The organism is Citroniella saccharovorans (assembly GCF_035481615.1).
Lineage (GTDB): Bacteria > Bacillota > Clostridia > Tissierellales > Peptoniphilaceae > Citroniella > Citroniella saccharovorans.
The window spans coordinates 292,110-317,400 of the sequence record NZ_JAYKOT010000003.1 but is presented as its reverse complement, the minus strand read 5'-3'; the positions used below and the strand labels follow the sequence as shown (position 1 = coordinate 317,400).

The window sequence follows — 25,291 nt, the reverse complement described above, 5'->3', positions numbered from 1 at the left end:
TTATCTATAAAACTTTATTATCTTTTCCAATCTAGAAAAAATATTTTAAGTTCTCTTTTCAAAAGTATTTTTACACTTTGGACATCTAACTTTTAATTTTCCTTTTCCCTTTGGAACTCTAAGGTCATGACTGCAATATGGACACTTAAAATAAACAAAGTTTTTAGTATCTTTTTTTTGTTTTTTCTTAAATCCATCGAATTTAAATCCTTTTTTATTTACTCCTGCCATAAACAAGTAATTTTCTGAACCTCTTTTTATTTTATTTTTAGAAAAATATCTAAATAAAAAGCTTACAAAAAACACTATTGCAAAGAAAAATGGGATGTATGGAATTTTGCTTTCCTTTAATAAAAAAGAAAGTATGATTGAAATTACTAAGAAAACAGCTGATGAATTTTTCAGTGCTTCTCCAAGCTCATCTCCACCATATCTTCCTTTCATAAAATTTTTAAATGAGTTTTTTAATCCATTCATTAAATAATATCCTCCATTATCTTACTAATATCTCCATAATAGATAAAATCAGCCAATTCATCCATAGGTGTTTTTTCCATATTGAGAATTACTAGCTTGTTTCCATTATAATATCTTAAAAGCCCAGCTGCAGGATAAACTGCAAGGCTTGTACCTCCAACTATAAACAGATCACAATTACTTATATAGTTAATAGCCTTAGAAAATTTATCCATATCAAGACCTTCTTCATAAAGTACAATATCTGGTCTTATAATTCCACCACATTCACAAATATTCAAATCATCAGTCTTTAAAATTTCATCTTCAGAGTAAGTTTTACCGCAAGATATACAGTAATAATCTCTTAGATTCCCATGAATTTCAATAACATTTTTTGATCCCGCTTTTTGATGAAGCGAGTCAATATTTTGAGTGATAATAGCTTTTAATTTTCCCATTTTCTCAAGCTTTGTAAGAGAAAAGTGACAAGCATTTGGTTTAGCATCCTTATAGATTAATTTTGTTTTGTAATATTTTGTAAATGCCCTTGGATTTTCTACAAAAAAGCTATGGGATAAAAGATATTCTGGTGGATAATTAAATTCACTTTTTTCATTATAAAGGCCAGTAGGGCTTCTAAAATCAGGTATATTTGATGCAGTTGAAACTCCTGCTCCACCAAAAAATACAATATTGTCAGATTCTTCAATTAGTTTTTTTAAAATATTTTTATCGATTAATTTGTTTTTTTCCATAGTTCATTCCACTCTCTTTTAAGCATTGAAAATAAAAATAAGTTTACATACCTACCATGTAGCCTTTGATGTTCTCTTAGGATTGCATCGTATCTAAAGCCAAGTCTTTTTGGAATATTTTGAGATTTAAAATTATCTTCGTGCACTTTGATTTGAACTTTATTTAGGCTTAAAAAAGTAAAGGCAAATTCAAGCACATAGCTTACCGCTTCAGTTGCATAGCCATTTTTTGTATACTCTTCTCCAAGCCAGTAACCAAGATCTGCAAGATTACCATCCTTCTCTATTATGAGACTTACCATTCCAATTATATCATTGTTTAGAAAAATTCCAAATTCAAAACTTTCCCCTAGTATCATACTTTTTTTCCATTTTTCTATTGAATATACAACTGAATTTTTGTCAACTTTTTCAAAAAAATCCATCCAGGTAGATAAAAAAGCCTTGTTTTTTTCTATTAAATTGTATAGGTTATCTGCATCCTTCTCGGTAATTTGCCTAATTTCAACTCTTTTATCCACTCTATCACCTTTATCAATTTTAAAATTTATAAACTTTTGCCCTATCTAAGAAAAATATCCTATCAGAAACTTGTCCCTCTTCAATTTTTTCAAGTTCATCTTCCATAATTGTCATTCTAGCATCTAAATTATCTACCATATGAAGTATTAGAGCCTCTTTAAACATAGGAGGAACCACAGCACCATATTCTATTTTCCCATGGTGAGATAAAATTAGGTGTCTTATTAGATCCTTCTTGTCTTCTTTAAGCTCATATTTTTCTAAAATAATTATTCCAATTGCAATATGACCAATTAAGTCATTTTCTAAAGTGTAACCTTTACTTACTCCATCTATAGTTACATCGTAACATTTTACTTTTCCAATATCATGAAGTAAAACTCCAATAGTAAGTAAATCTCTATTTATATCTTTGTAAACATCAGCTAATGCATGAGCACTTTTAAGCATCCTATACATGTGGTAGGCTAATCCCATCTTGTAATCGTGATGAACAGTAATTGACCCAGGATAGCTTAATATTTTATTCTCATAATCAAAATATATTTGCTCCATAAATGATTTATATTCAGCGTCCTCAATTTCAGAAATTTTTTCTCTAAAATAACTTCTCATAATATCATCTTTTAATGGAGCAGTTTTAATAAATTGATCAATATTAATCGGATCATTTTCATTTATTAATCTAATTCTTAGGCCCTCATTACTTCTATTGATAATAATTTGATCTTTGTCTTTAAATCTATTTATTTTTCCCTCAATGATTACAAATGACCCATTTTCAATATTTTTTTCATTCATTTCTTCCATTGTAGTTTGCCAAGCTTTTGTATCTATCTTGGTCACTTTATCATTTAAACTAAAATTAATATAAGACTCACTATTTGATGTTGTTTTTTCTACAAGATCTGAAACTATTCCAACAAATGTAGTAAGATTGTTATTAGTCATAAATCCTCCATTATCTTTTAATATTATTAAATTACTGAATATTAAAGAGAGCTTATGCTTAAATTAAGCTCTCTTTAAATATTTATTTTCTAGTAACATCTATAGTGATTTTTTCACCATTCAAATCTTCTTCTCTGTCAAAGCTATTTTCAGAAAATTCAATCTTATCTGCTAAGACTTCATCTTTTATAGTTTCAATAAAGCTATCAATAGCTGATTTCACTTTTTCAGAAGATGAATATTCAATTTCTATCCTATCTATAACTTCAAATCCACTAGACTTACGAATGTTTTGAACTTTAGATATAAATTCTCTAGCAAAACCTTCATCGATAAGTTCCTTAGTTAATTTAGTTTCAAGAATTAGGAAAATATTATTTTCCATACTTACATCATAACCTTCTTTAGCAGAAACACGAACATCTAAGAAATCTTCAGTAAGATTAATTTTTTCTTCTCCAAGATCTAAAACAGCTTCACCTTTTCTTGTTTTTTCTAGAAGATCTTTTGAATCGCTATTATTTATTAGGTCTTGTAACTTCTTTATATTTTTCCCAAGAATTTTTCCAACTTCTTTAAAGTTTGGCTTAAGTTCAATATTCATAAATTCAGATATATTTTCTTCAAAGATAACATCTTTTACATTTAGCTCATCTTTAATAAGGTCAGTTAAATCTCCAATTTTTTCTTTGTACTTACCATCAACTATGATCTCTAGTAGAGGCTGACGAACTTTTATGCCAACTTTTTCTCTAGAGCTTCTTCCAAGAGCAACTAGGCTTCTTACTATATTCATTTTTTCTTCAAGATTCTTATTAATTAAACTTTCATTCACTTCATCAAAAAGCTCTAAATGAACTGATTTTTCTCCAGTTAAATTGTGGAAAATCTCTTCACTGATAAATGGAGTAAATGGTGCCATCATTTTTACTAGTCCTAAAAGAACTTTATAAGTTGTGTTGTAAACTGCAAGTTTATTTTTATTTAAATCTTTTTGCCAAAATCTTCTTCTATTTCTTCTTATATACCAATTTGAAATATCTTCTATTAAAAACTCTGTTAAGTCTCTAATAACTTTAGTATATTCAAATTTATCCATATCTATAAAATAAGTTTTTAAGACTGAATTATATCTAGAAAGTATCCAGTAATCAATTTCTTCAAGTTCATTTTCTTTTTCCAAAATATCATTTAATTCTAAGCCATCAGTTTCAGCATACATTTGGAAAAAATTGTAGGTATTTCTAAGTGATCTAAAGAACTTAGATTCAGCTTCTCTTAAACCATCCACATCAAACTTAGTTGGAACCCAAGGAGGAGATACATAAACTGAGTAATATCTTACTGCATCTGCCCCATATTCATCAAAAAGCTCTATAGGATTAAGAGTGTTACCTCTAGACTTAGACATCTTTTTCCCTTCCTTGTCTAGAATTAAGTCATTAACAAGTACATTTTTATATGGAGCTATACCCTTTGTTAAAACAGAAATAGCAAGTAAAGAATAAAACCATCCTCTAGTTTGATCTATACCTTCATTTATAAAATCTGCTGGATAGCTTTCTTCAAATTCTTTTTCATCTCCAAATGGCCAGTGTCTTTGAGCAAAAGGCATAGCCCCAGAGTCAAACCAAACGTCAATAACATCTTTTTCTCTTGTCATTCTGCCGCCGCACTCTTTGCAGGTAAAATGTATATCATCTACATAAGGTCTATGTAGTTCTATATCTTCAGCTACATCTTCTATAGCTCTTTCCCTAAGCTCTTTTATTGAACCAACTGATTCAGTGTGATTACACTCTTCACACTTCCAAACTGGGAATGGAGTTCCCCAATACCTAGAACGTGTAATCGCCCAGTCATTAAGATTTTCAAGCCAATTTCCAAATCTCTTTTTACCTACAAAATCTGGATACCAATTAACCTTATTATTTTCTTCAATTAATTTATCTTTATACTTAGTTACTTCAATATACCAGGAAGGTTTTGAATAATAAATTAATGGAGTTTTACATCTCCAGCAATGTGGATAATTGTGTTCAATTTTTTGTTTTCTAAATAATTTATTATTTTCCTTTAGATAGTCAATAATAGAAGGGTCGCAGTCCATAACAAACTTACCCTTCCAAGGAGTTTCTGTGAATTTACCCTCTTCATCAACTGGATTTATTATAGGTAGATTATATTTTCTAGCAACCTTATAGTCATCTTCTCCAAATGCAGCAGCTGAGTGAACAATTCCTGTACCATCTGAAATAGTAACATAATCAGCTAATGTAACATAAAAAGCTTTATCTTTAACTTCTATATAAGGAATTAACTGTTCATATTCCACATATTCAAGTTCACTACCTTTGAAACTTTCTAAAATTTCTGCTTCTTCTCCTAAAAGTTCTGAAACTTTTTCTTTTGCTAATATTAAAATTTCATCTTTGAAAATTACCCTAGAATATTCAATTTCTGGTCCAACTGAAAGAGCAATGTTACTTGGAAGAGTCCAAGGAGTTGTAGTCCAAGCTAGAAAATATTCATTTTTATCTTTAATCTTGAACTTTACATAAACAGAAGTTATTTTATCTAGCTGATAACCTTGAGCAACTTCATGGGATGCAAGTCCAGTTCCGCATCTTGGGCAGTAAGGAAGGATTTTTGCTCCCTCATACACTAAGCCCTTTTTAAACATTCCATCAAGTAAATTCCAAACACTTTCTATATAATCATTTTGAAGAGTTATATAAGGATTGTCCATATCGGCAAGAAAAGCCATTCTATCTGACATTTCTCTCCATTTTTTTTCATAAGTAAATACTGAGTCTTTACATTCCTTGTTGAATGCTTCCACTCCATATTCTTCAATTTCTTTTTTATTATGAAGGCCAAGTTTTTTTTCAACTTCAATTTCTACAGGTAGGCCATGAGTATCCCATCCCGCTTTTCTCTTAACCCTGAAGCCCTTCATAGTCTTGTATCTACAAGTAGCATCTTTTAAAGTTCTAGATATAACATGATGTATTCCTGGCTTACCATTTGCAGTTGGTGGTCCATCAAAAAAGACGTAATTATTTGCCTTGTCCCTTTCTTCAACAGAAAGATGAAGTAAATCAATGTCCTTCCAATACTTAGAGATTTCTATCTCCCTATCTCTAACAGTTTTTTTAGATAATTCTTTAAATTTCATATTTTCTCCTCTTTAATTTTAAATATAAAAAAAGTCCCTATAACAAGGGACGAAAAAAATCGCGGTACCACACCTCTTGCAGGGCATAAGCCCTACCACTTAATAAACATAACGCAGTTTAATTGCGCACATGCTTTCACATGGAGCTAAAGGGTGATCTTCAGTAAAGTAAATCTAAAAGGTTCTCAGCTAATCCTTTTCTCTGTGTAGATTTAAATTACCTACTCTTCCTCATTATTGCTTGTACTCATATTCTATAAGAATTATTATAAAATGTCAAACTATAAGCCAAGTCTTTCTTGCTCCTTGCGAAGCTTAAAAATAATCTCACTTTCATCTAAAATAACATCATCTAATGTTATAAGTGAATCTTTTTTTATAGATTTTTTCAATTTTGTATTTTTATTTATTAGACAAATTGGAAGAAGATTTTTTAATTCTTGATCTTTATGAGAAATTATTTTACCAAAAACATCTTTGGAGCCCATTCCATCAAGAAGATCTCCTCCAAGAAGATTTTTTTTAGCAACGGTAATTACATCGCTAATTTGTCCTTTTTCTGGTACAATTGTAGCCTCATTTTCAACAACTGCATCATAAATTGTAATAGGGGTTTCAAGGCTAGTTAAATGATATGGTCTATAAAGAAGATAATTTGGTCCCTCACCCATATTTAAATATTTCATTAAATCCTTCACTTCTTTTTTTTCAGAAGTAACTATTACAAAAACTCCCGGAGCCATTCCAAATGCAAAATCAACAATCTTATAATTTTCTAAAACTCCGCCCTCAGTTTTGAGACTAAACTGTTTAGAAATATTTTTTGGATCTGTTTTTATTCCATGACAGCCAATTATATCAGGAGTAAATCCTAAAGCGTTAGAAACCGCAGTAAGTTCAATCATAGTGTTAGTTCCGTCGATAAAAGAGGTTAACATTTTTGGATAAAGTCCTTTTGACACAGCTTCTTCATATACCTCATCCTCGGTTATATAATTATTTAGTGGATTATTCTTCCCCTTTCCTGCTACAAGAAGTTCAAATCCAGAACCAACTGCAAAGTCTGCTAGTTCTAAAATTGCTCCAGGCTCGTCTCCCTTTGTTCCAGTATATATTACTCCATTTTCTCTAGCCATTTTGTAAAGTATTGGTCCAACTACAGCATCAGTTTCTACATTGAGCATAATAATATGTTTTTTATTATTAATTGCATCAAATGCTAGTTTTGCACCAAAGGGAGGATTACCTGTAGCATCAACAAAAGCGTCAATTTTTTCAAGTTCAAGTCCAATAGAATAATCTTCACTTACAATAAATTTATCTTTTTCTAAAGCTTCTAAAGCCTTGGATTTTGAATTTGTAAATATAATATTTTCACTACTTACTCCAGCTGCTATAAGAGCATCTATAGCCTTTTGAGGTTTTTCATCTACACAAATTGAAGGTCTCATTCCAGAAATTGTAGCCATTTGATTAATAAGACCCCTGCCCATTTTCCCAATTCCTACAAGTTCTACTCTTATCTTTTTCCCGCTTTTATTTAATTCTTCTAACTTTCTTTTCATTCTAAACATTATTTTCACTCTCCTAAAATAGCTTTTGCTGCCTTTAGTCCACTAGAAAATGCAAAGTGTAGATTAAATCCTCCACAGTCTCCGTCAATATCTAAAACTTCACCAACAAAATATAAATTTTTAATAATTTTTGACTCATAAGTTTTTGGATTAATTTCTCTTGTATCAACCCCACCTCTTGTAACCTGAGCCTTATCAAAATCCTTATATCCTTTTATTTTTAATTTAAAATTTTTAAGTCTATCAATAATACTTTTAATCTCTTCGATTGAAAAAGTATTGGTATATCTTTTTAGAAAATCCTCATCAAATAAAGCATCTACTAAACTTATTTTTATTTTAGATGCCAAATTAGTCCTTAGTGTAAATTTTACTTCTTTATAAAATTCATAAGAAAATAAATTTAAGCATTCCTCAAAGCTAAATTCACTTAAAAAGTCTATAGAAAAATAGGCATCTTTATTTGAATTTAAAATATCTAGTGCATAAGAAGAAAGCTGAAGGACAGCTGGTCCAGAAATTCCATAATCTGTAAAAAGTATTTCGTCATAATAAGACTTAAGCTTTTTATCATTTTCAAAAAGAGATAAATTAGAGAAAAATCTAGTTCCCTTAACTTTTTTGAAAAAATCTCCAAAAAGACTAATTCTACAAATTGCTGGAGAAAATTTTGTTAGCCTATGACCAAGTTTATCTATAATGGCAAACATTGATCCATCGCTACCTAAATTCTTATAAGTTTTTCCACCACTTGCTATAATTAAAATATCTGGTAAAAATGTTCTTTTATCTGTAACTACTTCAAATGAATCATGGTATTTTATATCTAAAACTTTTTCCTCCAAATATAGATTTATATTTTTTCTTTTGATTTCTGCTTCAAAGAAATTTGTAAAAGTTCTAGACTCTAAAGTTCTTGGATAGCATCTACCATCTTCTTTTCTAATCGTCAATATTCCATTTTCCCCAAAAAAATTAATAAGATCATCTGGACTATACTCTGCAAGAGTCGAATAAATAAATCTATTATTTTCTCCATGATATCTTTCAGGACTCATATTTAAATTAGTAAAATTACAAGTTCCTGATCCAGTTGTAAGTAACTTTTTCCCAATCTTGCTATTTTGATCTATTATACTAACTTTAAATTTTTCTCCAGCCAAGCTATTACTCAAAATTAATCCACTTGGTCCAGCTCCAATTACTACTACTTCCTTCATACTCTCTCCTAATTATCTATTCTTTATTAATTCTACCATAAAATTAATCAAAATAAAAGCTTTTTTTATTGATTTGCAATATATATTTTTTGAATAGTGGCAAACCATTTTAATATATTTGAAATATTGATATAATAGATAAAAGAAAATAAAATTATGGAGATGAAAAATGTTAATAAAAGACTTATTTGATGGACTTGAAATAATTGACAGGAAAAATGAAAATTTGGAACTTGATATAAAAGGTATTGCCTATGATTCTAGAAAAGTAAAAGAAGGATACTTATTTGTAGCTATAGAAGGTTTAGATCTTGATGGACATGACTTTATTGATTCTGCAATTAATAATGGAGCAGTAGCCCTACTAGTTACTAAGGATATAAATAAAAATCTTCCAACTTATAAAACAGAAAATAATAGAAAAGCACTTGCAATAATAAGTGGTAATTTTTTTAAACATCCATCTAAAGACATGGAAATAATTGGGATAACAGCTTCAAATGGAAAAACTTCTACTTCTATGATGCTAAAGTCTATTCTTGATTTAAAAAAAGAAACTGGACTAATTGGAACTATAAAATATAAAATAAAGGGAAAAGAAATTGCATCAAAGTTAACTACTCCTGAGTCGCTTGAACTTCAAGCTTTATTTGAAGAGATGAAAGAAGCTGGTTTAAATACCGTTATCATGGAAGTATCTTCAATAGCACAGGAAATGTTTAGGACTTATGGAACTAAATTTAAAGTTGTATGTATGAATAACATTACTAGAGAACATATTGATCAGCATGGATCTTTTGAAAAATATTTTTCTGAAAAGAAAAAGCTCATTACAAATGCTGATAAAGATACTTATGTTATATTAAATATTAATGATAAATATGTAAAAACACTAGTTAATGAAACAAAAGGTATTCTTGTAACTTACTCTGACATTTATGATCCAGCTGCTGATATATATGCAAGTGATATTGATCTTTCTAGCGGTTTTGCAAAATTTAATTTAAACATTAAGAATTTAAAATTTGAAGATAAAGTATATAAAGATATAGTAAAACAAGTTAAGCTTTCAGTTTTCGGCTACCACTCAATAGTTAATGCCCTTTCAGCTATCTCAATGGCTCTTTGTTTAAATATAGATCTTGATACTATTATAAAAGGTATTGAGTCTTATATGGGAATTGAGAGAAGATTTCAACTTGTCTACAATAGAGAATTTATGGTCCTTGATGACCATTTTGCAAATATAGGAAATATTAATATGACCCTTGCTTCATTAGAAATGATGAAATATAAAAATTTATATATGGTCTATGCAATTCGAGGAAATAGAGGGGTAACTGTCAATGAAGAAAATGTAAATACTATTATTAAATGGAAGGATAAAATTCATTTTGATAAAATAATTGCCAGTCTTTCAAGAGATACTACTAAGAAACATGACTATGTATCAGATGCTGAACTTGAAATTTTTGAAAGAAAGATGGAAGAAGCTGGTATGGAATATGATCTTAGAGAAAATTTAAGAGATGCTCTTGATGATGTTTTAAAAATTGCTGGTGAAGGTGACCTTATTCTCCTAGCAGGTTGTCAGGGAATTGACCACGGAGCAAGATTTTTATTAGAAGAAATATACAAAAGAGATGGCTCAAAAGATGAAAGTATTCTTGAACCTATTAAAAATAGGATTTGCGGTTGGGACTAACCTCTTATTTCATAAATAAATAATTATTTCAAATAAAAAAGCTACCTTTTTACTGGTAGCTTATCTAAAGAATGGCGCCTTGTACAATTTGGGAGGATGAACAAATGCTTTCCATTCATTTGATCTATTATTATTATACCCAAAATCACTATAAAATTAGTTACAATATTATTACAATCGTCTAACAATTCTGTAATATTTTATATTTGTTTGAATTTTTTAAAATAGGGTACAAATATAAGTGAGTGATTAATTCAATAATTAAGGAGTGATTTTTTAATGGAAAATTTAATCTTATATTACAAGCCAACTTGCCCTTACTGCAAAAAAGTTCAAAGATTCATGGGCAAAAATGGAATTGATATTGAAATGAGAAATATAGATGAAAATGAGTCGATAAAGAATGAGCTTATTGAAAAGGGCGGTAAAAATCAAGTTCCTTGCCTATTAATTGAAGGTAAGGCAATGTATGAATCTAGTGATATTATAGATTATTTAAAAGAAAATCTAGTTAAATAAATAAGATATTTTAAAGATGGTATTTTACCATCTTTTTTTATTTGTTCTGTTATAATATCTATTAGAGGTATGATATATGTATATAGAAAAATTTATAAAAAATGATAAAAATTTAAATAAACTTGAAAGTTATTTTAAAAGTTATAATCTTGACTTAGACTCTTTTGATAAGCTTTACCTAGCCTATGAAGATGAAAAAATAATAGCTAGTGCTGGTTATTATAAAAATACTTTAAAACTTTTTACAGCAGACAGTAACTATTCTTATCTTAACCTTTTTGATAAGCTTTTAAGTATTCTTATAAAAGATATGCAAAAATTAAATTATAAAAATATTTTTGTATTTACAAAAAAAGCTTATGAGGATATGTTTAAGTCTTTTAATTTTATTAAACTAGCTAGTGCAGAAAAGTCTACTCTACTTGTTAGAACTGAAGTAGAAGTTGAAAGTCAAATTAAAAACATGGCTGATTTTAATAATCCTCCCTATAGTTCAATTGTTATGAATGCAAATCCTTTTACAAATGGACACGAATATTTAGTTAAAAAAGCTCTTGAAAATTCAGATAGGCTTATAGTTTTTTTAGTAGAAAATGATGAGTCTTACTTCCCATTTGCTTTAAGGAAAAAAATTGCGCTTGCAAATTTAAAAAAATATAAAAATGTATATCTTGTAGATTCAGGAGATTTTATTATTTCAAGCTCTACTTTCCCATCCTATTTTCTAAAAGAAAAAAATCTTATAAATAAGGATCATGCTATAATCGATAGTAAAATTTTTAGAGATTACTTTGTTGATTCAATTGGAATTAACGCTAGGTATTTGGGAGAGGAACCAATAGATCCTTCAACTAAAATATATAATGAAACTCTAAAAAGTATTTTAGGGGAAAAAATTAAGGTTGAAATAATTCCAAGACTTGAAAATAATAGAGGACTTATATCAGCTTCAACGGTTAGACTTCTTTATAAAAATGCAAAATTTGATGAAATGAAAGATTATCTTTCGGATATTACGATAGATATATTGCGAGAGTATAGAAATGAACATTTTAGACCTTAGAGAAAAAAGATATAACTTATACAAAAAAATTGGCAAGAATATTCTTTCAATAAAGGCAAATGTAATGGGAGAAGAAAAAAGAAATCTCTATTCAAATTATGTATCATATATCTTCTATAATGAATTAAAAGATAATTTTAAAAGACCAATTATAGAGTTTGATAGTGAGGGATTAATTTTTATATTTGAAATAGATGATAAGACGCATCTCCTAGACCTTAAAAAAAACTTTAGTTGACTTAGAAGAAAATCATCCACTTGGTAGGCTTTCAGACCTAGATATTATAAGTAAAGATCTTAGAGAAATATCTAGGTCTGAGCTTGGGCTTGGGATGAGAAAGTGTATTATATGTGATTCTCCAGCAAAATACTGCTCTAGATCTTTAAAACATAGTAAGGAAGAATTTGATAAGGCTTTTAAAAATAAAGTCCAAAAATATATTTTTACAAAAGATGAAAGAATCAGATTAATTGAATTTTGCCTTTTAAATGAACTTATGAGAAATATATCTTTAGGAACCGTTAACCCTACTACTTGCGGTTCACATAGTGATATGGATATATTTACTTTCTTTTCTTCCCTTGATTTTTTAAGTAAGGAGTTTCTTAGAATAAAAGAAATAAATTATAATGATTTTAATTCTCTTAAAAAATTAGGTATTGAAATGGAAAATAAAATGCTAAATATAACAAATGGAGCAAATACTCACAAGGGTATGATATTCCACTTTCTTTTAATTTTAGCTTCTATTCTTCAAGAAAATTCTTTGGAAGAATCAAGAGATAGAATAAAGTATTTAGCTAGATTTTCTTTTGACAAGGACTTTTATAATCCTTGTAATAAAAGCTATATGAGGTATAATAAAAATAAGGTTCTTGGAGCCAGAGGTGAGGCTTTAAAAGCCTACGATTTCCCATACAATCTCGATTTGGAAGAAAATAATTTAGATAAGGCTTTTCTTTTGCTTTGTAATTACTCTGAAGATACGAATATTATTAATAGACGAGGATATGAGTTTTACTTAAGCTTTAAGAAAAAAATATCAAGCTATCTATTAGGAGAAATTACGCTAGATTATTTAGAAAATTTTTGTCTAAAAAATAATATATCTGCTGGTGGAAGTTGCGACCTTGTCAGCATATTTATATTTTACAAACTATTGAGATTTAACTATAAAAATTTTAAGGAGGTTTTACTGTGAATATTGAAAAAGAAGCGGCTAGCGGTTCTCTTCAATCTAATGACTGTCTTGTCAGAGTTTTTCCAGATAATGATTTAAAAATTGAAATCCAAAGCTCTGTTATGAAAGAATTTGGTCATATTATAAGAGAAGTTGCTGAAGGTATGCTAAAAGAACTTAAGGTTCAAAAGGGAAAAGTTATTATTGAAGACAAGGGTGCTTTAGATTTTACTATAAGAGCTAGAATAGAAACGGCGGTGAAAAGATCAAATGAGTAGAAGAACACTTCTTTTTATGCCTGGAAATAATCCAGGAATGCTTTTTTCAAGCGATGTTTTAGGTGCTGATACAGCTGTTTTTGACCTAGAAGATGCTGTCAGCTTAGATGAAAAAGATTCTGCTAGAATATTAGTTAGAAATGCCTTAAATACTTTTGAATTTAAGGGACAAGAAATAGCAGTTAGAGTTAATCCCATGGACTCTCCTTATTGGGAAGACGACCTAAATGAAATTGTAAAGGCTCAGCCTGATATAATTGTAATCCCAAAAGCTTCTGTTGAATCTGTTACTTGTTTAGAAAATAGAATTGAAGAGATAAGAAAAGAAGCTTCAATTGAAAAAGAAATCAAAACAATGCTACTTATTGAAACTGCAATGGGAATTATGGATATAGTTAATATTTGCAAAGCCTCAAAACTTTTTGTTGGATTAATATTGGGAGCTGAGGATTATTCAAGTAATATGGGAGTAGAAAGAACTAAATCCAATAAGGAAATTGAATTTGCAAGATTTACCCTTGCAACTTGTGCTAAAGCTTTTGAAGTTGACTCTATAGATACTCCTTACACAGATGTAGAAGACTTTGATGGACTTATCAAAGACACAACTTTTGCAAAAAGTATTGGACTTTCTGGAAGACTTCTTATAAACCCAAGGCAAGTTGAATATGTTCATAAGGTTCTATCCCCTACTGAAGAAGAAATTGAAGAAGCAAGTGCTATCTTGCAAAAAGCTGATGAAGCTAAAAAAGAAGGTCTGGGTGTGTTCTCATATAAGGGAAAAATGGTTGACCTACCAGTTATCAAAAGAGCGGAAAATACAATTAATAACGCTAAGAAATGGGGGCTTTTAAATGCTTAATAGTCTAAAAAGAGAAGTTTTAGAAAGACCTTATGAAGGTGCTTTTAAAAACCAAAAATTTATGGAATATGAGTGCAGTAAAGATAAATCGAGAAAACCAAATTTTGGAAAGAGTCTAGATGAGATTATAGATTCAATCGAATTAAAAGATGGTATGACTTTAAGCTTTCACCACCATTTAAGAAATGGCGATTATATTTTAACTGAGGTAATGAAAAGAATTGCCAAAAAAGGAGTTAAAAATCTAAAAATTGCTGCTACTTCTATCTTCCCATGCCACGATATTTTAGTTGAATTAATGGAAAAAGAAATAGTAACAAAAATCTACGCTTCCTACTATTCAGGTCCTGTAGCTAAAGCTATTTCAGAAGGAAAATGCAAAGAAATTTGCACTGTATCAACTCACGGCGGAAGACCTAGAGCAATTATGGAAGGTGAAATAGTTATTGATTATGCTTTTATAGCTGCACCTTCAGTTGATGATATGGGAAATATTTCTGGTTCAGAAGGAAAAAGTGCTTGTGGATCTTTAGGATATGCAGTTGCAGATGCCTACATGGCAAAAAATGTTATAGCCATAACTGATAATAGAGTAAAAAAACTAGAAAAAATAGATATAGAAGGATACACTGTTGACGAGGTTGTTGAAGTTGAATCAATTGGAGATTCAAAAGGAATTGTTTCAGGAACAACAATGATTACAAAAGATCCAGTCGGCTTAAAAATCGCTAGAGATACCAAAGTTCTTATAGAAAATAGTGGACTTTTTAAGGATGGCTTTTCTTTCCAAACAGGTGCCGGCGGAATCTCACTGGCAGTTGCAGATGAAGTAAAAAAATTAATGATAGAAAAAAATATAAAAGGCTCATTTGCTTCTGGTGGAATAACTGGATATATAGTAGATATGCTTGAAGAAGGACTTTTTGAAGAACTTTGGGACGTTCAATGCTTTGATCTAAAAGCTGTTGAATCTATTAAGAAAAATCCTAACCACAGAAAAATGTCAGCAAATACCTATGCAAATATCAATAACAAAGAGAATATTGCTTCAAAACTTGATATAGTAATTCTTGGAGCTTCAGAAATAGATTTAAATTACAATGTCAATGTAACTACAGGATCAGATGGAGTTATCCTTGGAGGTTCAGGTGGACATGCAGATACAGCAGCTGGAGCAAAACTTTCAATAATTGTTTCTAAACTTGTAAATGCTAGAATTGGTTGTATAAAAGATGAGGTTCTTACTGTATCAACTCCAGGAGATACAATAGATATTCTTGTTACGGATAGAGGAGTTGCTGTAAATCCAAAACACAAAGAACTTATAGAAAATTTAAAAGAGAAAACTAACTTAAATATTCTAACAATTGAAGAACTAAAGGAAATCCAAGATTCCTATACTGGTAAAGCTAGAAAATTTGAAAAATCTGATAAGGTCGTTGCAGTTTCAGAATATAGAGATGGCACCAGCCTAGATTTGATATATAAAATTTAAAAAATATTTCTACTTCCCTAGTCTTACATTTTATAAGGCTAGGGAAGTTTTATTTTAGAATTAGATTAATAAAAACAAACAGTGAGTTAATATATATACCTCATTTTACAATTACTTATCTAATATAAATTCTATTTAAACACATTTCTTATACAAAGTCTTTTATCAAATTGATTTCAGTTTTAACTTTGAAAAATTGGGTATAAATTAAATAATAGCCAAATAATATATGTCTATTATTTAGATGAATTGCTACTTGATATTAAGAAAGGAGGTTAAAATGAATATTAATATTAGAATACTTTTACTATCGCTACTAATGGTTATTACGCTCACTTCATGTAACAATATAGATAATGAATTTGATAATTCTGATCATGTAGATACAAATTCATCAGATTCTACTAATAAAAGTATTCAAAAAAGCACTAAAGTAAAAGAAGAAGATGAAGAATTGAATATAGAAATCCCACAAGATGTATTAAGTTTTAAAGAGGGAAAGAAAAAAATAGAAGACATCCAATTGGTTAATGAATTTTATAGCTTAGAGGAATATCTTGAAAATAAATATCCACTTGAGGAAGCAAACGTCGAATCCCTATTTGACCTTTACGTTTTCACTAAAGATATTAAACTTAATTATGATGGTATTAAACTTATAAATGACAGTGATTACTTTAGTATATATAATGATTTATATATGAATTATGAATTTAAAAATGAGGATGAAAATATAGAGTTAAAATTCAGAAAGATTCCAAAAGATGATAAAGATACCCTAGATGAAATTAAAGAATTTACAAAAAAAGTACTTGAAAAGATTGAGTAAAGACAAGTAAGCTTAGTTCGATAGTCATTCTATAAAAATACCAATATAATATAGGAGGTCAGTATTATGAAAAAATTAATTAAATACTTTTCTATATTTTTTGTTATTTCTCTAATATTTATAAACGCAAAAGCAGATAATAGGCAAATAGTAAATAAAATAGAAAATGGCTTAAAAAATAATTTTAATACTATAGAAAAATTAAAGGAAGTCAAAAAAGATGACTCACTTAAAAAATTATATGATTTAAATGATGATGCAAAAATATATAAATCAAATGATTTATCCATAATATTAGATAAAGATGGTGAAGTTTTAGTTTTCGATGCACTAGATAGTTTCAATCCAAATGATTTTACGCTTAAGGATCAAAAAATAGATTTTGATATTAATAGCTATACTAAGACAGTAGAAAAGCTAAAAGATTCTGGCCTAATTAAAGAAGAATATAAGCTAACTAAGGTTGAAAAAAATCTGGATCATTTTATAGACTTGGAATTTTCTAAAACTAGTGATGACTCAATCTATAATCCTTTTAATAAGATATTTGTAACTATAGATAAAGTTTCTAAAAATCCTCTTTTTATTTTAAAAAATGATAAATTAGACATAGATGAAAGTAATGTAAAAACAAGTAAAGAGGATGCTATTAAGTATTTTAAAGAATTTTTGAATAAAGAATTTCCGAATATAGATAAAAGTATAAAAGATATACAATTAAAAGTTATGGAAATTAACCATCCATATATTGAAGAAAAGAAATTCAAAATTGAAAAAATTTTTCAAGAAAAATATTATCTAGCATACGAAATAATTTTAGACGATGGTTCAATATTTTATTTGAATCCAAATAGTCTCAGCTTAATTGACTATATATCATTATATAATAAAGAAAATACAATTTTTTGCATGAAAGAAGCTTTAGAAAAAATTGATCTCAATTTATTTTTTTCTAATAATTTTAAAAACAAGATACCAGAAATTTAAATCTCTGGTATCTTGTTTTATTCTATCTATATGCCCCAAAGTTTATATCTTCTTCTTTTTCTGCCATTCTAACAGCATTTGAAACTTCAACTGCAATTTTTGATTCTAAAACGCTATGAACTCTTATAAAAGAAACACTACTCATTTGTCCTATTGTGGATAAAACGCTGGTAGCTATATCTCTATTTTTATATCCTTCTTCAGTCTCAACATTATTTTCTATATTATTTTCCCCTAATATATTTTGAACAAATCTCTTTCTAGAAACTCCCAAATAAGAAAGATATCCCATTTTATGAATTATATCTATGTTTTTTATTAGGAGCAAGTTTTCTTTTTTGGTTAAGCCAAACCCAATTCCAGGATCTAAAACCACTCTTTCTTTTTGAATATTAAATTTTTCAAGTCTATTTAAAGCATATTTAAAATAGGTTTTTTCAAGCTCAATTATATCCATCTTTGTAAATTTTTCTAACTCTTCTTTTGTAAATGGATTTTTACCAAATTTTGGAAATATTTTAGCGGACTCGTGTGATGGTCTTGCAATAACAGGGTTAAACATCAAGATTAATCCTGCCCTAGACTCTTTTAAAACCTCTGGCATTTTTTCATCCCCTAAAAGACCAGTTATATCATTGATAACATCAGCACCTTCTTTTATAGCTTCCTTAGCTACTTCACTTTTCCATGTATCAATTGAAATAGGTATATCCCATCTTTTTTTTATCTCTCTTATTATTGGTGCAGTTTTTTCTATCTCGTCTTTAATCTCAACGTAAGTTGATCCTGGTCTTGTGGACTCTCCGCCAATATCAATCATATATACTCCAGAATCTATTAATTCTTTTGCGTGGTTTAAAGCATCTTCAAATCTGTAAAATTTTCCTCCGTCAGAAAAAGAATCTTTAGTTACATTGAGTATTCCACAGATTTTAGTCTTTTCTCCAAAGTTTACTTCTTTTTCATTAAAACTAAATTTCATCATTAAATTCCTCCTCAAAAAGTCCTTTTATCTCACTGGATGCTGTGAAAAAAATAAGCTGGCTATTGTTTGCAAATTTTTTAAATAATTTTATAGCTTCAAGTCTCCTACTATCATCTAGATCATTTATTGAATCATCTAGAAAAATTAAGGCTTCATCTTCTAACATTGTCTTTATTAAGCTCAGCCTAAAGGCTAAACTTACAGAATCTTTTGTTCCCTTAGAAAGTAAATCATAATCTAATTCGTAGCCTTTTGTAATTATCCTCTCTCCATCAGAAGAAATTTTCAAATTTTCATCAATTTCATTAAGGTATGATTTAAATACTTCTCTATGCTTACTAAGTGGATCTTCTCTCATCTCATCTAGTGTTTGATAAAATTTATTTTTAATTAAATATAGCTTATCCAAAATTTCTAGACTTGACCTAAAATCATCTTCTTTTTCTTTGATATCCTTTTGGATTTCTTCGCTAGATTCACCAGATAATCTTCTACTTAGATTGTTATAATCTATCTCAAATTGGTTTTTCTCTTTTATAGAGGCATCTTTTTCCTTGCTTAGTATATCTAATCTTTCAATAAATTCGCCAGTAGATTTGAAATCGCTTGGAAGCTTTTTTAAACTAGCTAATTCTTTTTCAAAAGTTTTTACCTTTGCTGACTCATTTACAATAAGGTCAAATAAATTATCCTTATCAGAATAAATACTAATTAGATTTTCTATCCTATTTTTTTTAATTCCTAAGTCTATTTTAGCTCTTTTAATATTTTCTTCTAAAATATTTGTTTTTGCACGTAAATCATCCTCTTTAAAGCTCGACTTTAAATCTTTAAGCTTAATTAAACTTTCTTCTAATTCCTTTTTGTCTCTACCTTGAAGAAAAGTTTCTCTCTTGAATTTAAGATTATTAATATTATCGGAAATTTCTTTTTTATTTGATAATATTTTTTCTAAATGGCTAAGATTTTCTGCAGCAAATTTTTCTAAGCACTCTTTTCTTAGAGTTTTAAATTTGCATAGATCTTCTTTTATTTGTTTTGGATCAATATTTTCTGCAACTATCTCTAGATCAGCATCTTTCGTAATTATTTTTAAATATCCACTGGTTAAAATGCTTTGCTTTTTTATTATTTCTTTATCTTCTATATCTTTTAACTTTAGATCCTTAGAATCCTTTAAAATATTTAACTTGAATTTTGTAGAATTAATCCTTAAACTTAACTTTTCTATCTCACTTTCTATAAATTTTAGTCTTTCAAGGTCTTCCTTCGTTACTTTTATTGAGGCTATCTTTTTACTTTCCCTATCAATTTCACTATCAATTAAAGATATTTCTTCAAGTAACTTACTTATATTTTCCTTTTTCTCAACTAGCTTTAACTTTTCTAACTCTTCTAAAAGTTTTTTATATTCCTTATTATCTTTATCTAAATTACCATCTATATCTGTTATAGATTTTTCTAGCTTTTCCCACTCGTTTTTTATATCTTTTAATTTTTTAAGTTCTAAATTTGAATTTTTAATCTCTATATCTAAATTTTGTCTTTTTAAAATATCTGGAAGAATATTGTTGTAACTATCTATACTTAGAGTTAATCTACTAACTTTTTCCTTTAAATCTGTAAGAATTTTACTTACCCTATCTAACTCATCCTCAACCATCTTGCTATCTTTAAATCTTTTAATAGCTTGTTCTTTTTCATAAAATAGATTTATTACTATACCATTGCCTCTAGTATAAGGATTTTCAATTCCTCTATTATTTTTTGGTCCATTTCTATTAATGTCCCAATTACCCTCATAAGTCTTTATTTTTTCATTTAAAATATTTTCAAATCTATTAATGGAAACTCCACCAAGCTCCATAAGAGCCTGGTTAAAAAATCCCAACACATCGTCCCTTACTTCCTGATTTTCATAAAAGAATTTAAAAGCTTCATTTTTTTCTTTTTGTGAATTAAAAATAATTGACCTGTAAAAAGATTCTCCAAAAACTAACTTTTCTCTTAAAATCTTATCTATTTGCTTGGAGTCATTTATAGTCATTCCATCTAATATTAACTTTGTAGAATGTTTTTCACCCCAAGATTTTTCAAGTATAAAATTACTTTCTCCTATTGAAAAATCTAGCCTGGCATCTATAGTGTCAGAGATTTGTAGATTTATATAAGTCTTTTCAAAATTAATATCTTTTTTTAAATTTCTTGATATATTTTCATTTTTAAAAAGCGTCATAAAGATGGCATCAATTAGTGTGGACTTTCCACTTTCATTTGGAGCATAAATAAGATTTAATCCTCTTGAAAAGTCTCTCTTGAAATTTTTCAAGCCGGCAAAATTATTTGTAGTAAAAGAATTTATTTTCATTTTTTTGCCTCCTCTAAAATTTCATGAGCAAGCTGAACAGCCTTGTCATCTTCAATATTCATAAGCAAATTATATGGAAAAGAACCTTCAATGTATTTTTCTTTTATTTTATCAGCTCCAAGCTTTACTTTTAGCCTATCAGTTCTAATATCAAGGTAAAAAAAAGCATCCTTTAATTCTCTAAATATTTCATCTTTTATTTCATAATCTTCTAGGCTAATCGTTCCAGTCAAATTGATCCTAACAAGATTATTTTTATTGCTTTTAGAAAGTAATTCATCTTTTAACTTAATAATTGTATTTACTTCTCCTAGTCTATAGTTAAAGTCATAAAATCTAAAAGTAGAGCTTTCTATAAATTCAAAATTTACCTTATCATCAATTTCTATATAAAAAAACCCACCTGCTTCCCTATAATTCATCCCATCTGGCTCGTGCGTTCCTGGGTTTAAGACCCTAGAGAAGCCAAGAGAATTTTCTTTTGGGTAGGTGGTATGAGTGTGCCCAATTAACCAAAGATCCATTTTTGAATTTTCCAGTTCAAAATTGGACATGTAAAAATATCTTCCTTCCATATCAAGTGACAACCCTTCAACTGCGCCATGTGCAATTCCAATTTTATAAAAATTATTATCGTAATCTTTATCATTGTAGGTAGAAAGTTTATTTTCTTTTGAATGTTTTGAATCACAATAAAAAGGATAAAAAATATAAGTTATTTCATCCTTTTTATAAGTAAAAGGTAAATTATTATTTAAAAGAATAAAATTTAGTGGAGACAAACTAGAAAAAATTTTCCAAAGGTCCTCATTGCCAGAATAAAAGTCGTGGTTACCAGGAATTATTAAAACATATTCTCCTGAAAACTCTTTTAAGATTCCAACTGTTTTTTCAATATCAGGTCTAGCTATATTTATAGAATCAAAAAGGTCCCCGCTAATAACAAGTAGGTCACAGCATCTATCATTTGCCTTATCTACAAGTTTTTTTAAACTTTTAAATCTAGCTTCAACTAAGTCCTTTTTTAATGGACCATACTTATTAAATTTCATCCCTATATGATTGTCTGCAGTATGTGCAATCTTAAGCATAATCTTTCACCGCCTCTTTCATAATCTCTACAAGGTCATCAGTTATCTTTTTCTTGGAAAAATTATTTTTCGTATCCTCTGATATTTTTCTCTTATCATACTTTTTATAATTTTCATACATATAATTTAAAGCTTCAACAGTCTTATCATGGTCAAACAAATCTACTAAAATTCCATTTTCGTCTGTTACTAAGTGTTCTGGTCCGCTGCATCTTGTAGCAATTATAGGTAGGCCTGAAGCTAAAGCTTCCAAGTAAACTAGGCCAAAAGTTTCAGAGTGAGATAATAAAACAAATAAGTCGCTGGACTCATAAGCTTTTGCAATAGTTTCCCTATTTTGCATTCCCCTAAGAAAAATTTTATCCCCCATATTCTCTTTAGCAATTAGGTCTTTTAAATAAGCTTCATCTGGTCCTCCGCCAAAAATCTCTAGACTAGCTTTTTTATCCTTAAAAGCCTCACTAAAAGCTAAAATAAGCTCTCTAAATCCCTTAAGTTTACTAATTCTCCCAGTAGATACAATTTTAAATATTTCAGAATTTTCTCTTTCTTTGTAGAAAAAAAGTTCTAGTGAAGGAAGGACAGGATTATATATAGATTTTATATTAAATTTTTCATTTAAATGATCTCTAAAAGCTGGGCTAACAGCAATGACCCTATCAAGATTGTGGTAAGTTTTATATGCCAAATTATAAAAATAATCGTCAATTTCCTTCTTATTGATAATTGAATTTGGCTCAATTAAAATAGCGGGTACATTAAATTCCTGCCTTATTTTACTTGCAGCATAGCCTTGTTCCGTAAACATAGTTAATAGTGCATCGGGCATCCCATAGTCTTTACTTGCTTTCTTAAATAATCTCTTAGCATAGCGAATTAAAAAAAAAGTTATAAATTCTCTTTGGAACTGCCCCAATTGGAATATTGTAGGAGTAAACTTTCATTCCCTCTACTTCAAATATTTTAAATCCAAATTTTCTCTTCCTTCTTATACTTCTCATATCAAGCGAAAGAAAGACTACATCATGGCCCTGTCTTTTTAGTTCAAGGGCCTGATCCATTTCGAAAATTCCATTTAACTTATATTCATCTGTTGGATACCCTCTTGAAAGAAAAAATATTTTCATTCTAATCTCCTAAGTCTTTTGCAACTTGTAAAGCTCTTGATTTCCAGCTGTTATTATCAGTAAATTTCTTTAAATTATCTTTAATAATTTTTATTTCCTCTTTTCTAGAATCTAAAGACAATAAAAATTCTTTAATATCTTCTATTTTATTCTCTATAGTAAAACCAATATTATTTTCCTCAACAATTGTTCCTGATAAAGTTCCCCTACTTGCTATAATTGGTAGATTATATGAAGCATACTCGTATAACTTATATGGAACCGCAAAATCTAAATAAGGATGAGGATTTAGCATAAGTAGGCCAAAGTTAGACTTTAGATATTCTTCCTTAAGCCCCTCTCCTTCTAAAAATTTTACCCTAATATTATCAAAGTCAAGGTTAGAAAATTTTTCTTTTTCATTTTCCCATTCAGCTTTTCGAGTTGAAATAGTTAGTTTAAAATTTTTTACTTGATTTATTGCTAAAAGTGAATTTTTTATATTATAAAATTCTCCAAAGCCGCCAACGTATATTATATTTTTCCCATACTCATTTTCTTTTAAGTTTCTATTATCAGAACCTGGTCCAAGCTCTTTGATTCTATCCTGAAGACTTTTTGGAATGAATCTTTCCATCTCAAGACTTGGAAGATAGATGATATTAAGAAGTTCGCTATATTTTTTCAGGTCATATTTATACATTAAAATAGCCAGCTTCTTTTTTATTGGATTTAGTCCCTTACCATAGAAATCAAACATCCAATGGATGTCCCTATAAAATAAACCTATTTTAATATTATTTTTTTTCAAATATTTAAAAAAAGAAAAATCTAAAAATGGATGACTAGGTAGATGATTTTTTTCTGTGAGAAGGGTTGGCATAGTAGAAGATTCACTATAGCAAAAGTCAAATTTTTCTCCAGCTTCTATTAGGCTTTTTATTTTATTTATAGATTTTTTTCTCTCCCTACCATATCCATATACTATATATGTCTCGTAACCAAGTTCTTTAAAAGCCTCAATCATCTTTCTTGGTCTTAAATGAGAAGCTGAAACTCTATTTGGATCTAATTTATTTGGAAGATGAAAAATTATTTTCATAATCTTTAATTATTTCCTTTACCATCTTTTCAGAAGACTTGCCATCTCCATATATATTTTCTTTGAAATCGCAAGATAAATCTAATTTTTTATAATTTTCATAAAGATCTGTCGGGCTACTTAATATATTTATATTTTCATTGACAAGCTCTTTCCAGCTTGTATCAGGCATTAGAACAATAGCTCTTTTACCAGAAAAATATGTTTCTTTTTGGTAGCCTCCGCTATCAGTTATAGCAAATTTACAGTCTTTTGTTAAACTCATTAAATCAAGATAGTTAATTGGCTCAATAAGATTAATATTTTTTAAATATTTTTCTAGGGAAAATTCCTCAACTCTTGCCTTAGTTCTGGGGTGGATAGGAAAGACGATTTCTATTTCTTCTGATATTTTGCTTAAAGATTTTAAGATGTTTTCTAATTTTTCTTTATTGTCGACATTAAAATCCCTATGCATTGTAAGAATAGCATAAGAATTCTTTTCTAAATCTAAAGACTTATAATATCCATCAGTAAAGTCTTTCTTTCTATCTAAAAATAGGTCATACATTATATCTCCAGTAAAGTAGACACCAGATGTAATATTTTCTTTTTTTAAATTTTCTACCCCTAACATACTTGGAGTAAATAAGAATGTAGAAAGTCTATCTGTAATTTGCCTATTAATCTCTTCTGGCATATCTTTTGGAAGCTGCCTTAATCCAGCTTCTATATGAATAAGTTTCATTTTCATCTTTGAAGCTACAAGCGCTGCAGCAAGTGTGGAGTTTGTGTCGCCAAAACATGCAATATAATCTGGATTTTCTTTCTCAAAAACTTTTTCAAGTTCTATCATCATATTGGCTGTTGACTCATTCCCACTACTAGAATGTATATTTAAAAAATATCTAGGACTTTCAATATTTAGATTTTTAAAAATATCTTCAGACATAGACTTATCATAATGCTGACCAGTATGGACTAATACTTCTTCAATATTATTTTTCCTTAGTTCTTTTTGAAAAACCGCTTCCTTTATAAATTGAGGTCTTGCACCAATAACAGTAACTATCTTCATTATA

At 28.7% G+C, this 25,291-nt stretch carries 24 protein-coding genes, 1 pseudogene and 1 other annotated feature; of the genes and pseudogenes, 11 read left to right on the top strand and 14 right to left on the bottom strand.

The window, feature by feature from the left end; translation table 11 throughout:
- Nucleotides 1–45: 45 nt before the first annotated feature.
- From VLK81_RS04045 to VLK81_RS04015, 7 genes are all read right to left on the bottom strand, one after another.
- Nucleotides 46–477: a zinc ribbon domain-containing protein gene (locus VLK81_RS04045; protein ID WP_324619405.1), complete on the bottom strand. Its 432-nt coding sequence runs from the start codon at nt 475–477 to the stop codon at nt 46–48.
- Entirely contained in the window at nt 477–1,214 is a 738-nt protein-coding gene (locus VLK81_RS04040) for an NAD-dependent protein deacylase (RefSeq protein WP_324619403.1), read from the bottom strand. The genes VLK81_RS04045 and VLK81_RS04040 overlap by 1 nt, the downstream gene beginning before the upstream one ends.
- Nucleotides 1,196–1,735, bottom strand: a complete 540-nt coding sequence (locus tag VLK81_RS04035) for a GNAT family N-acetyltransferase (protein WP_324619402.1) — start codon at nt 1,733–1,735, stop codon at nt 1,196–1,198. Before VLK81_RS04035 ends, VLK81_RS04040 begins: the two co-directional genes overlap by 19 nt.
- Before the next feature lie 19 nt (nt 1,736–1,754).
- The gene (locus VLK81_RS04030) at nt 1,755–2,687 is read right to left on the bottom strand and encodes an HD domain-containing protein (RefSeq protein WP_324619400.1); all 933 of its coding nucleotides are present in this window, start codon (nt 2,685–2,687) and stop codon (nt 1,755–1,757) included.
- A gap of 82 nt (nt 2,688–2,769) precedes the next feature.
- Complete coding sequence (gene ileS, locus VLK81_RS04025; protein WP_324619398.1) at nt 2,770–5,865, bottom strand: isoleucine--tRNA ligase; 3,096 nt, start codon at nt 5,863–5,865, stop codon at nt 2,770–2,772.
- Between the two features lie 42 nt (nt 5,866–5,907).
- Nucleotides 5,908–6,112: a binding site (T-box leader), on the bottom strand.
- Nucleotides 6,113–6,146: 34 nt separating this feature from the next.
- Complete coding sequence (locus VLK81_RS04020; protein WP_324619397.1) at nt 6,147–7,439, bottom strand: NAD(P)H-dependent oxidoreductase; 1,293 nt, start codon at nt 7,437–7,439, stop codon at nt 6,147–6,149.
- A 5-nt stretch (nt 7,440–7,444) separates the two neighbouring features.
- Nucleotides 7,445–8,659 (bottom strand): BaiN/RdsA family NAD(P)/FAD-dependent oxidoreductase, encoded by a 1,215-nt coding sequence (locus tag VLK81_RS04015; protein ID WP_324619396.1) that lies wholly within the window; start codon nt 8,657–8,659, stop codon nt 7,445–7,447.
- 169 nt (nt 8,660–8,828) lie between these two features.
- Here VLK81_RS04015 and VLK81_RS04010 point away from each other — a divergent pair, with 169 nt between their 5' ends.
- The 11 genes and pseudogenes from VLK81_RS04010 to VLK81_RS03960 all read left to right on the top strand — a co-directional run bounded on the left by VLK81_RS04010 (nt 8,829) and on the right by VLK81_RS03960 (nt 17,578).
- Nucleotides 8,829–10,364, top strand: coding sequence for a Mur ligase family protein (locus VLK81_RS04010; RefSeq protein ID WP_324619395.1), 1,536 nt, complete (start codon nt 8,829–8,831; stop codon nt 10,362–10,364).
- A gap of 279 nt (nt 10,365–10,643) precedes the next feature.
- On the top strand, nt 10,644–10,883 hold the full coding sequence (locus VLK81_RS04005) for a glutaredoxin family protein (protein ID WP_324619393.1): 240 nt from the start codon (nt 10,644–10,646) through the stop codon (nt 10,881–10,883).
- A 76-nt stretch (nt 10,884–10,959) separates the two neighbouring features.
- Nucleotides 10,960–11,946 carry a hypothetical protein gene (locus VLK81_RS04000; RefSeq protein ID WP_324619391.1) on the top strand — a complete coding sequence of 329 codons (987 nt, stop codon included), beginning with the start codon at nt 10,960–10,962 and terminating at the stop codon, nt 11,944–11,946.
- Nucleotides 11,927–12,184 (top strand): hypothetical protein, encoded by a 258-nt coding sequence (locus tag VLK81_RS03995; RefSeq protein WP_324619389.1) that lies wholly within the window; start codon nt 11,927–11,929, stop codon nt 12,182–12,184. The genes VLK81_RS04000 and VLK81_RS03995 overlap by 20 nt, the downstream gene beginning before the upstream one ends.
- A gap of 40 nt (nt 12,185–12,224) precedes the next feature.
- Nucleotides 12,225–12,323 (top strand): annotated as a pseudogene (locus VLK81_RS03990) (citrate lyase holo-[acyl-carrier protein] synthase); the annotation flags it as partial.
- 63 nt (nt 12,324–12,386) lie between these two features.
- Nucleotides 12,387–13,148 (top strand): triphosphoribosyl-dephospho-CoA synthase, encoded by a 762-nt coding sequence (locus VLK81_RS03985; protein WP_324620455.1) that lies wholly within the window; start codon nt 12,387–12,389, stop codon nt 13,146–13,148.
- Nucleotides 13,145–13,405: a citrate lyase acyl carrier protein gene (gene citD / locus VLK81_RS03980; protein WP_324619388.1), complete on the top strand. Its 261-nt coding sequence runs from the start codon at nt 13,145–13,147 to the stop codon at nt 13,403–13,405. Before VLK81_RS03985 ends, citD begins: the two co-directional genes overlap by 4 nt.
- Nucleotides 13,398–14,267, top strand: coding sequence for an HpcH/HpaI aldolase/citrate lyase family protein (locus VLK81_RS03975; RefSeq protein WP_324619386.1), 870 nt, complete (start codon nt 13,398–13,400; stop codon nt 14,265–14,267). The genes citD and VLK81_RS03975 overlap by 8 nt, the downstream gene beginning before the upstream one ends.
- On the top strand, nt 14,260–15,762 hold the full coding sequence (citF, locus tag VLK81_RS03970; RefSeq protein ID WP_324619385.1) for a citrate lyase subunit alpha: 1,503 nt from the start codon (nt 14,260–14,262) through the stop codon (nt 15,760–15,762). Before VLK81_RS03975 ends, citF begins: the two co-directional genes overlap by 8 nt.
- Nucleotides 15,763–16,042: 280 nt before the next feature.
- On the top strand, nt 16,043–16,591 hold the full coding sequence (locus VLK81_RS03965) for a hypothetical protein (protein WP_324619383.1): 549 nt from the start codon (nt 16,043–16,045) through the stop codon (nt 16,589–16,591).
- A 66-nt stretch (nt 16,592–16,657) separates the two neighbouring features.
- Entirely contained in the window at nt 16,658–17,578 is a 921-nt protein-coding gene (locus VLK81_RS03960) for a hypothetical protein (protein ID WP_324619382.1), read from the top strand.
- Between the two features lie 22 nt (nt 17,579–17,600).
- Here VLK81_RS03960 and folP read toward each other — a convergent pair whose 3' ends face one another.
- Genes folP through wecB form a run of 7 tightly spaced genes read right to left on the bottom strand, consistent with a single transcriptional unit; the run spans nt 17,601 to nt 25,287 of the window.
- Nucleotides 17,601–18,563: a dihydropteroate synthase gene (folP, locus tag VLK81_RS03955; RefSeq protein WP_324619381.1), complete on the bottom strand. Its 963-nt coding sequence runs from the start codon at nt 18,561–18,563 to the stop codon at nt 17,601–17,603.
- Nucleotides 18,550–20,931, bottom strand: a complete 2,382-nt coding sequence (locus VLK81_RS03950; RefSeq protein ID WP_324619380.1) for an AAA family ATPase — start codon at nt 20,929–20,931, stop codon at nt 18,550–18,552. Before VLK81_RS03950 ends, folP begins: the two co-directional genes overlap by 14 nt.
- Nucleotides 20,928–22,022, bottom strand: coding sequence for a metallophosphoesterase family protein (locus tag VLK81_RS03945; RefSeq protein WP_324619378.1), 1,095 nt, complete (start codon nt 22,020–22,022; stop codon nt 20,928–20,930). Before VLK81_RS03945 ends, VLK81_RS03950 begins: the two co-directional genes overlap by 4 nt.
- A complete protein-coding gene (locus VLK81_RS03940; RefSeq protein WP_324619377.1) occupies nt 22,015–22,851 on the bottom strand; it encodes a glycosyltransferase in 837 nt (278 codons plus the stop codon). Before VLK81_RS03940 ends, VLK81_RS03945 begins: the two co-directional genes overlap by 8 nt.
- Nucleotides 22,852–22,885: 34 nt before the next feature.
- Nucleotides 22,886–23,149, bottom strand: coding sequence for a hypothetical protein (locus VLK81_RS03935; protein WP_324619376.1), 264 nt, complete (start codon nt 23,147–23,149; stop codon nt 22,886–22,888).
- A 1-nt stretch (nt 23,150) separates the two neighbouring features.
- Entirely contained in the window at nt 23,151–24,230 is a 1,080-nt protein-coding gene (locus tag VLK81_RS03930; protein WP_324619375.1) for a glycosyltransferase family protein, read from the bottom strand.
- A complete protein-coding gene (wecB, locus tag VLK81_RS03925; RefSeq protein WP_324619374.1) occupies nt 24,202–25,287 on the bottom strand; it encodes a non-hydrolyzing UDP-N-acetylglucosamine 2-epimerase in 1,086 nt (361 codons plus the stop codon). Before wecB ends, VLK81_RS03930 begins: the two co-directional genes overlap by 29 nt.
- Nucleotides 25,288–25,291 lie beyond the last annotated feature (4 nt).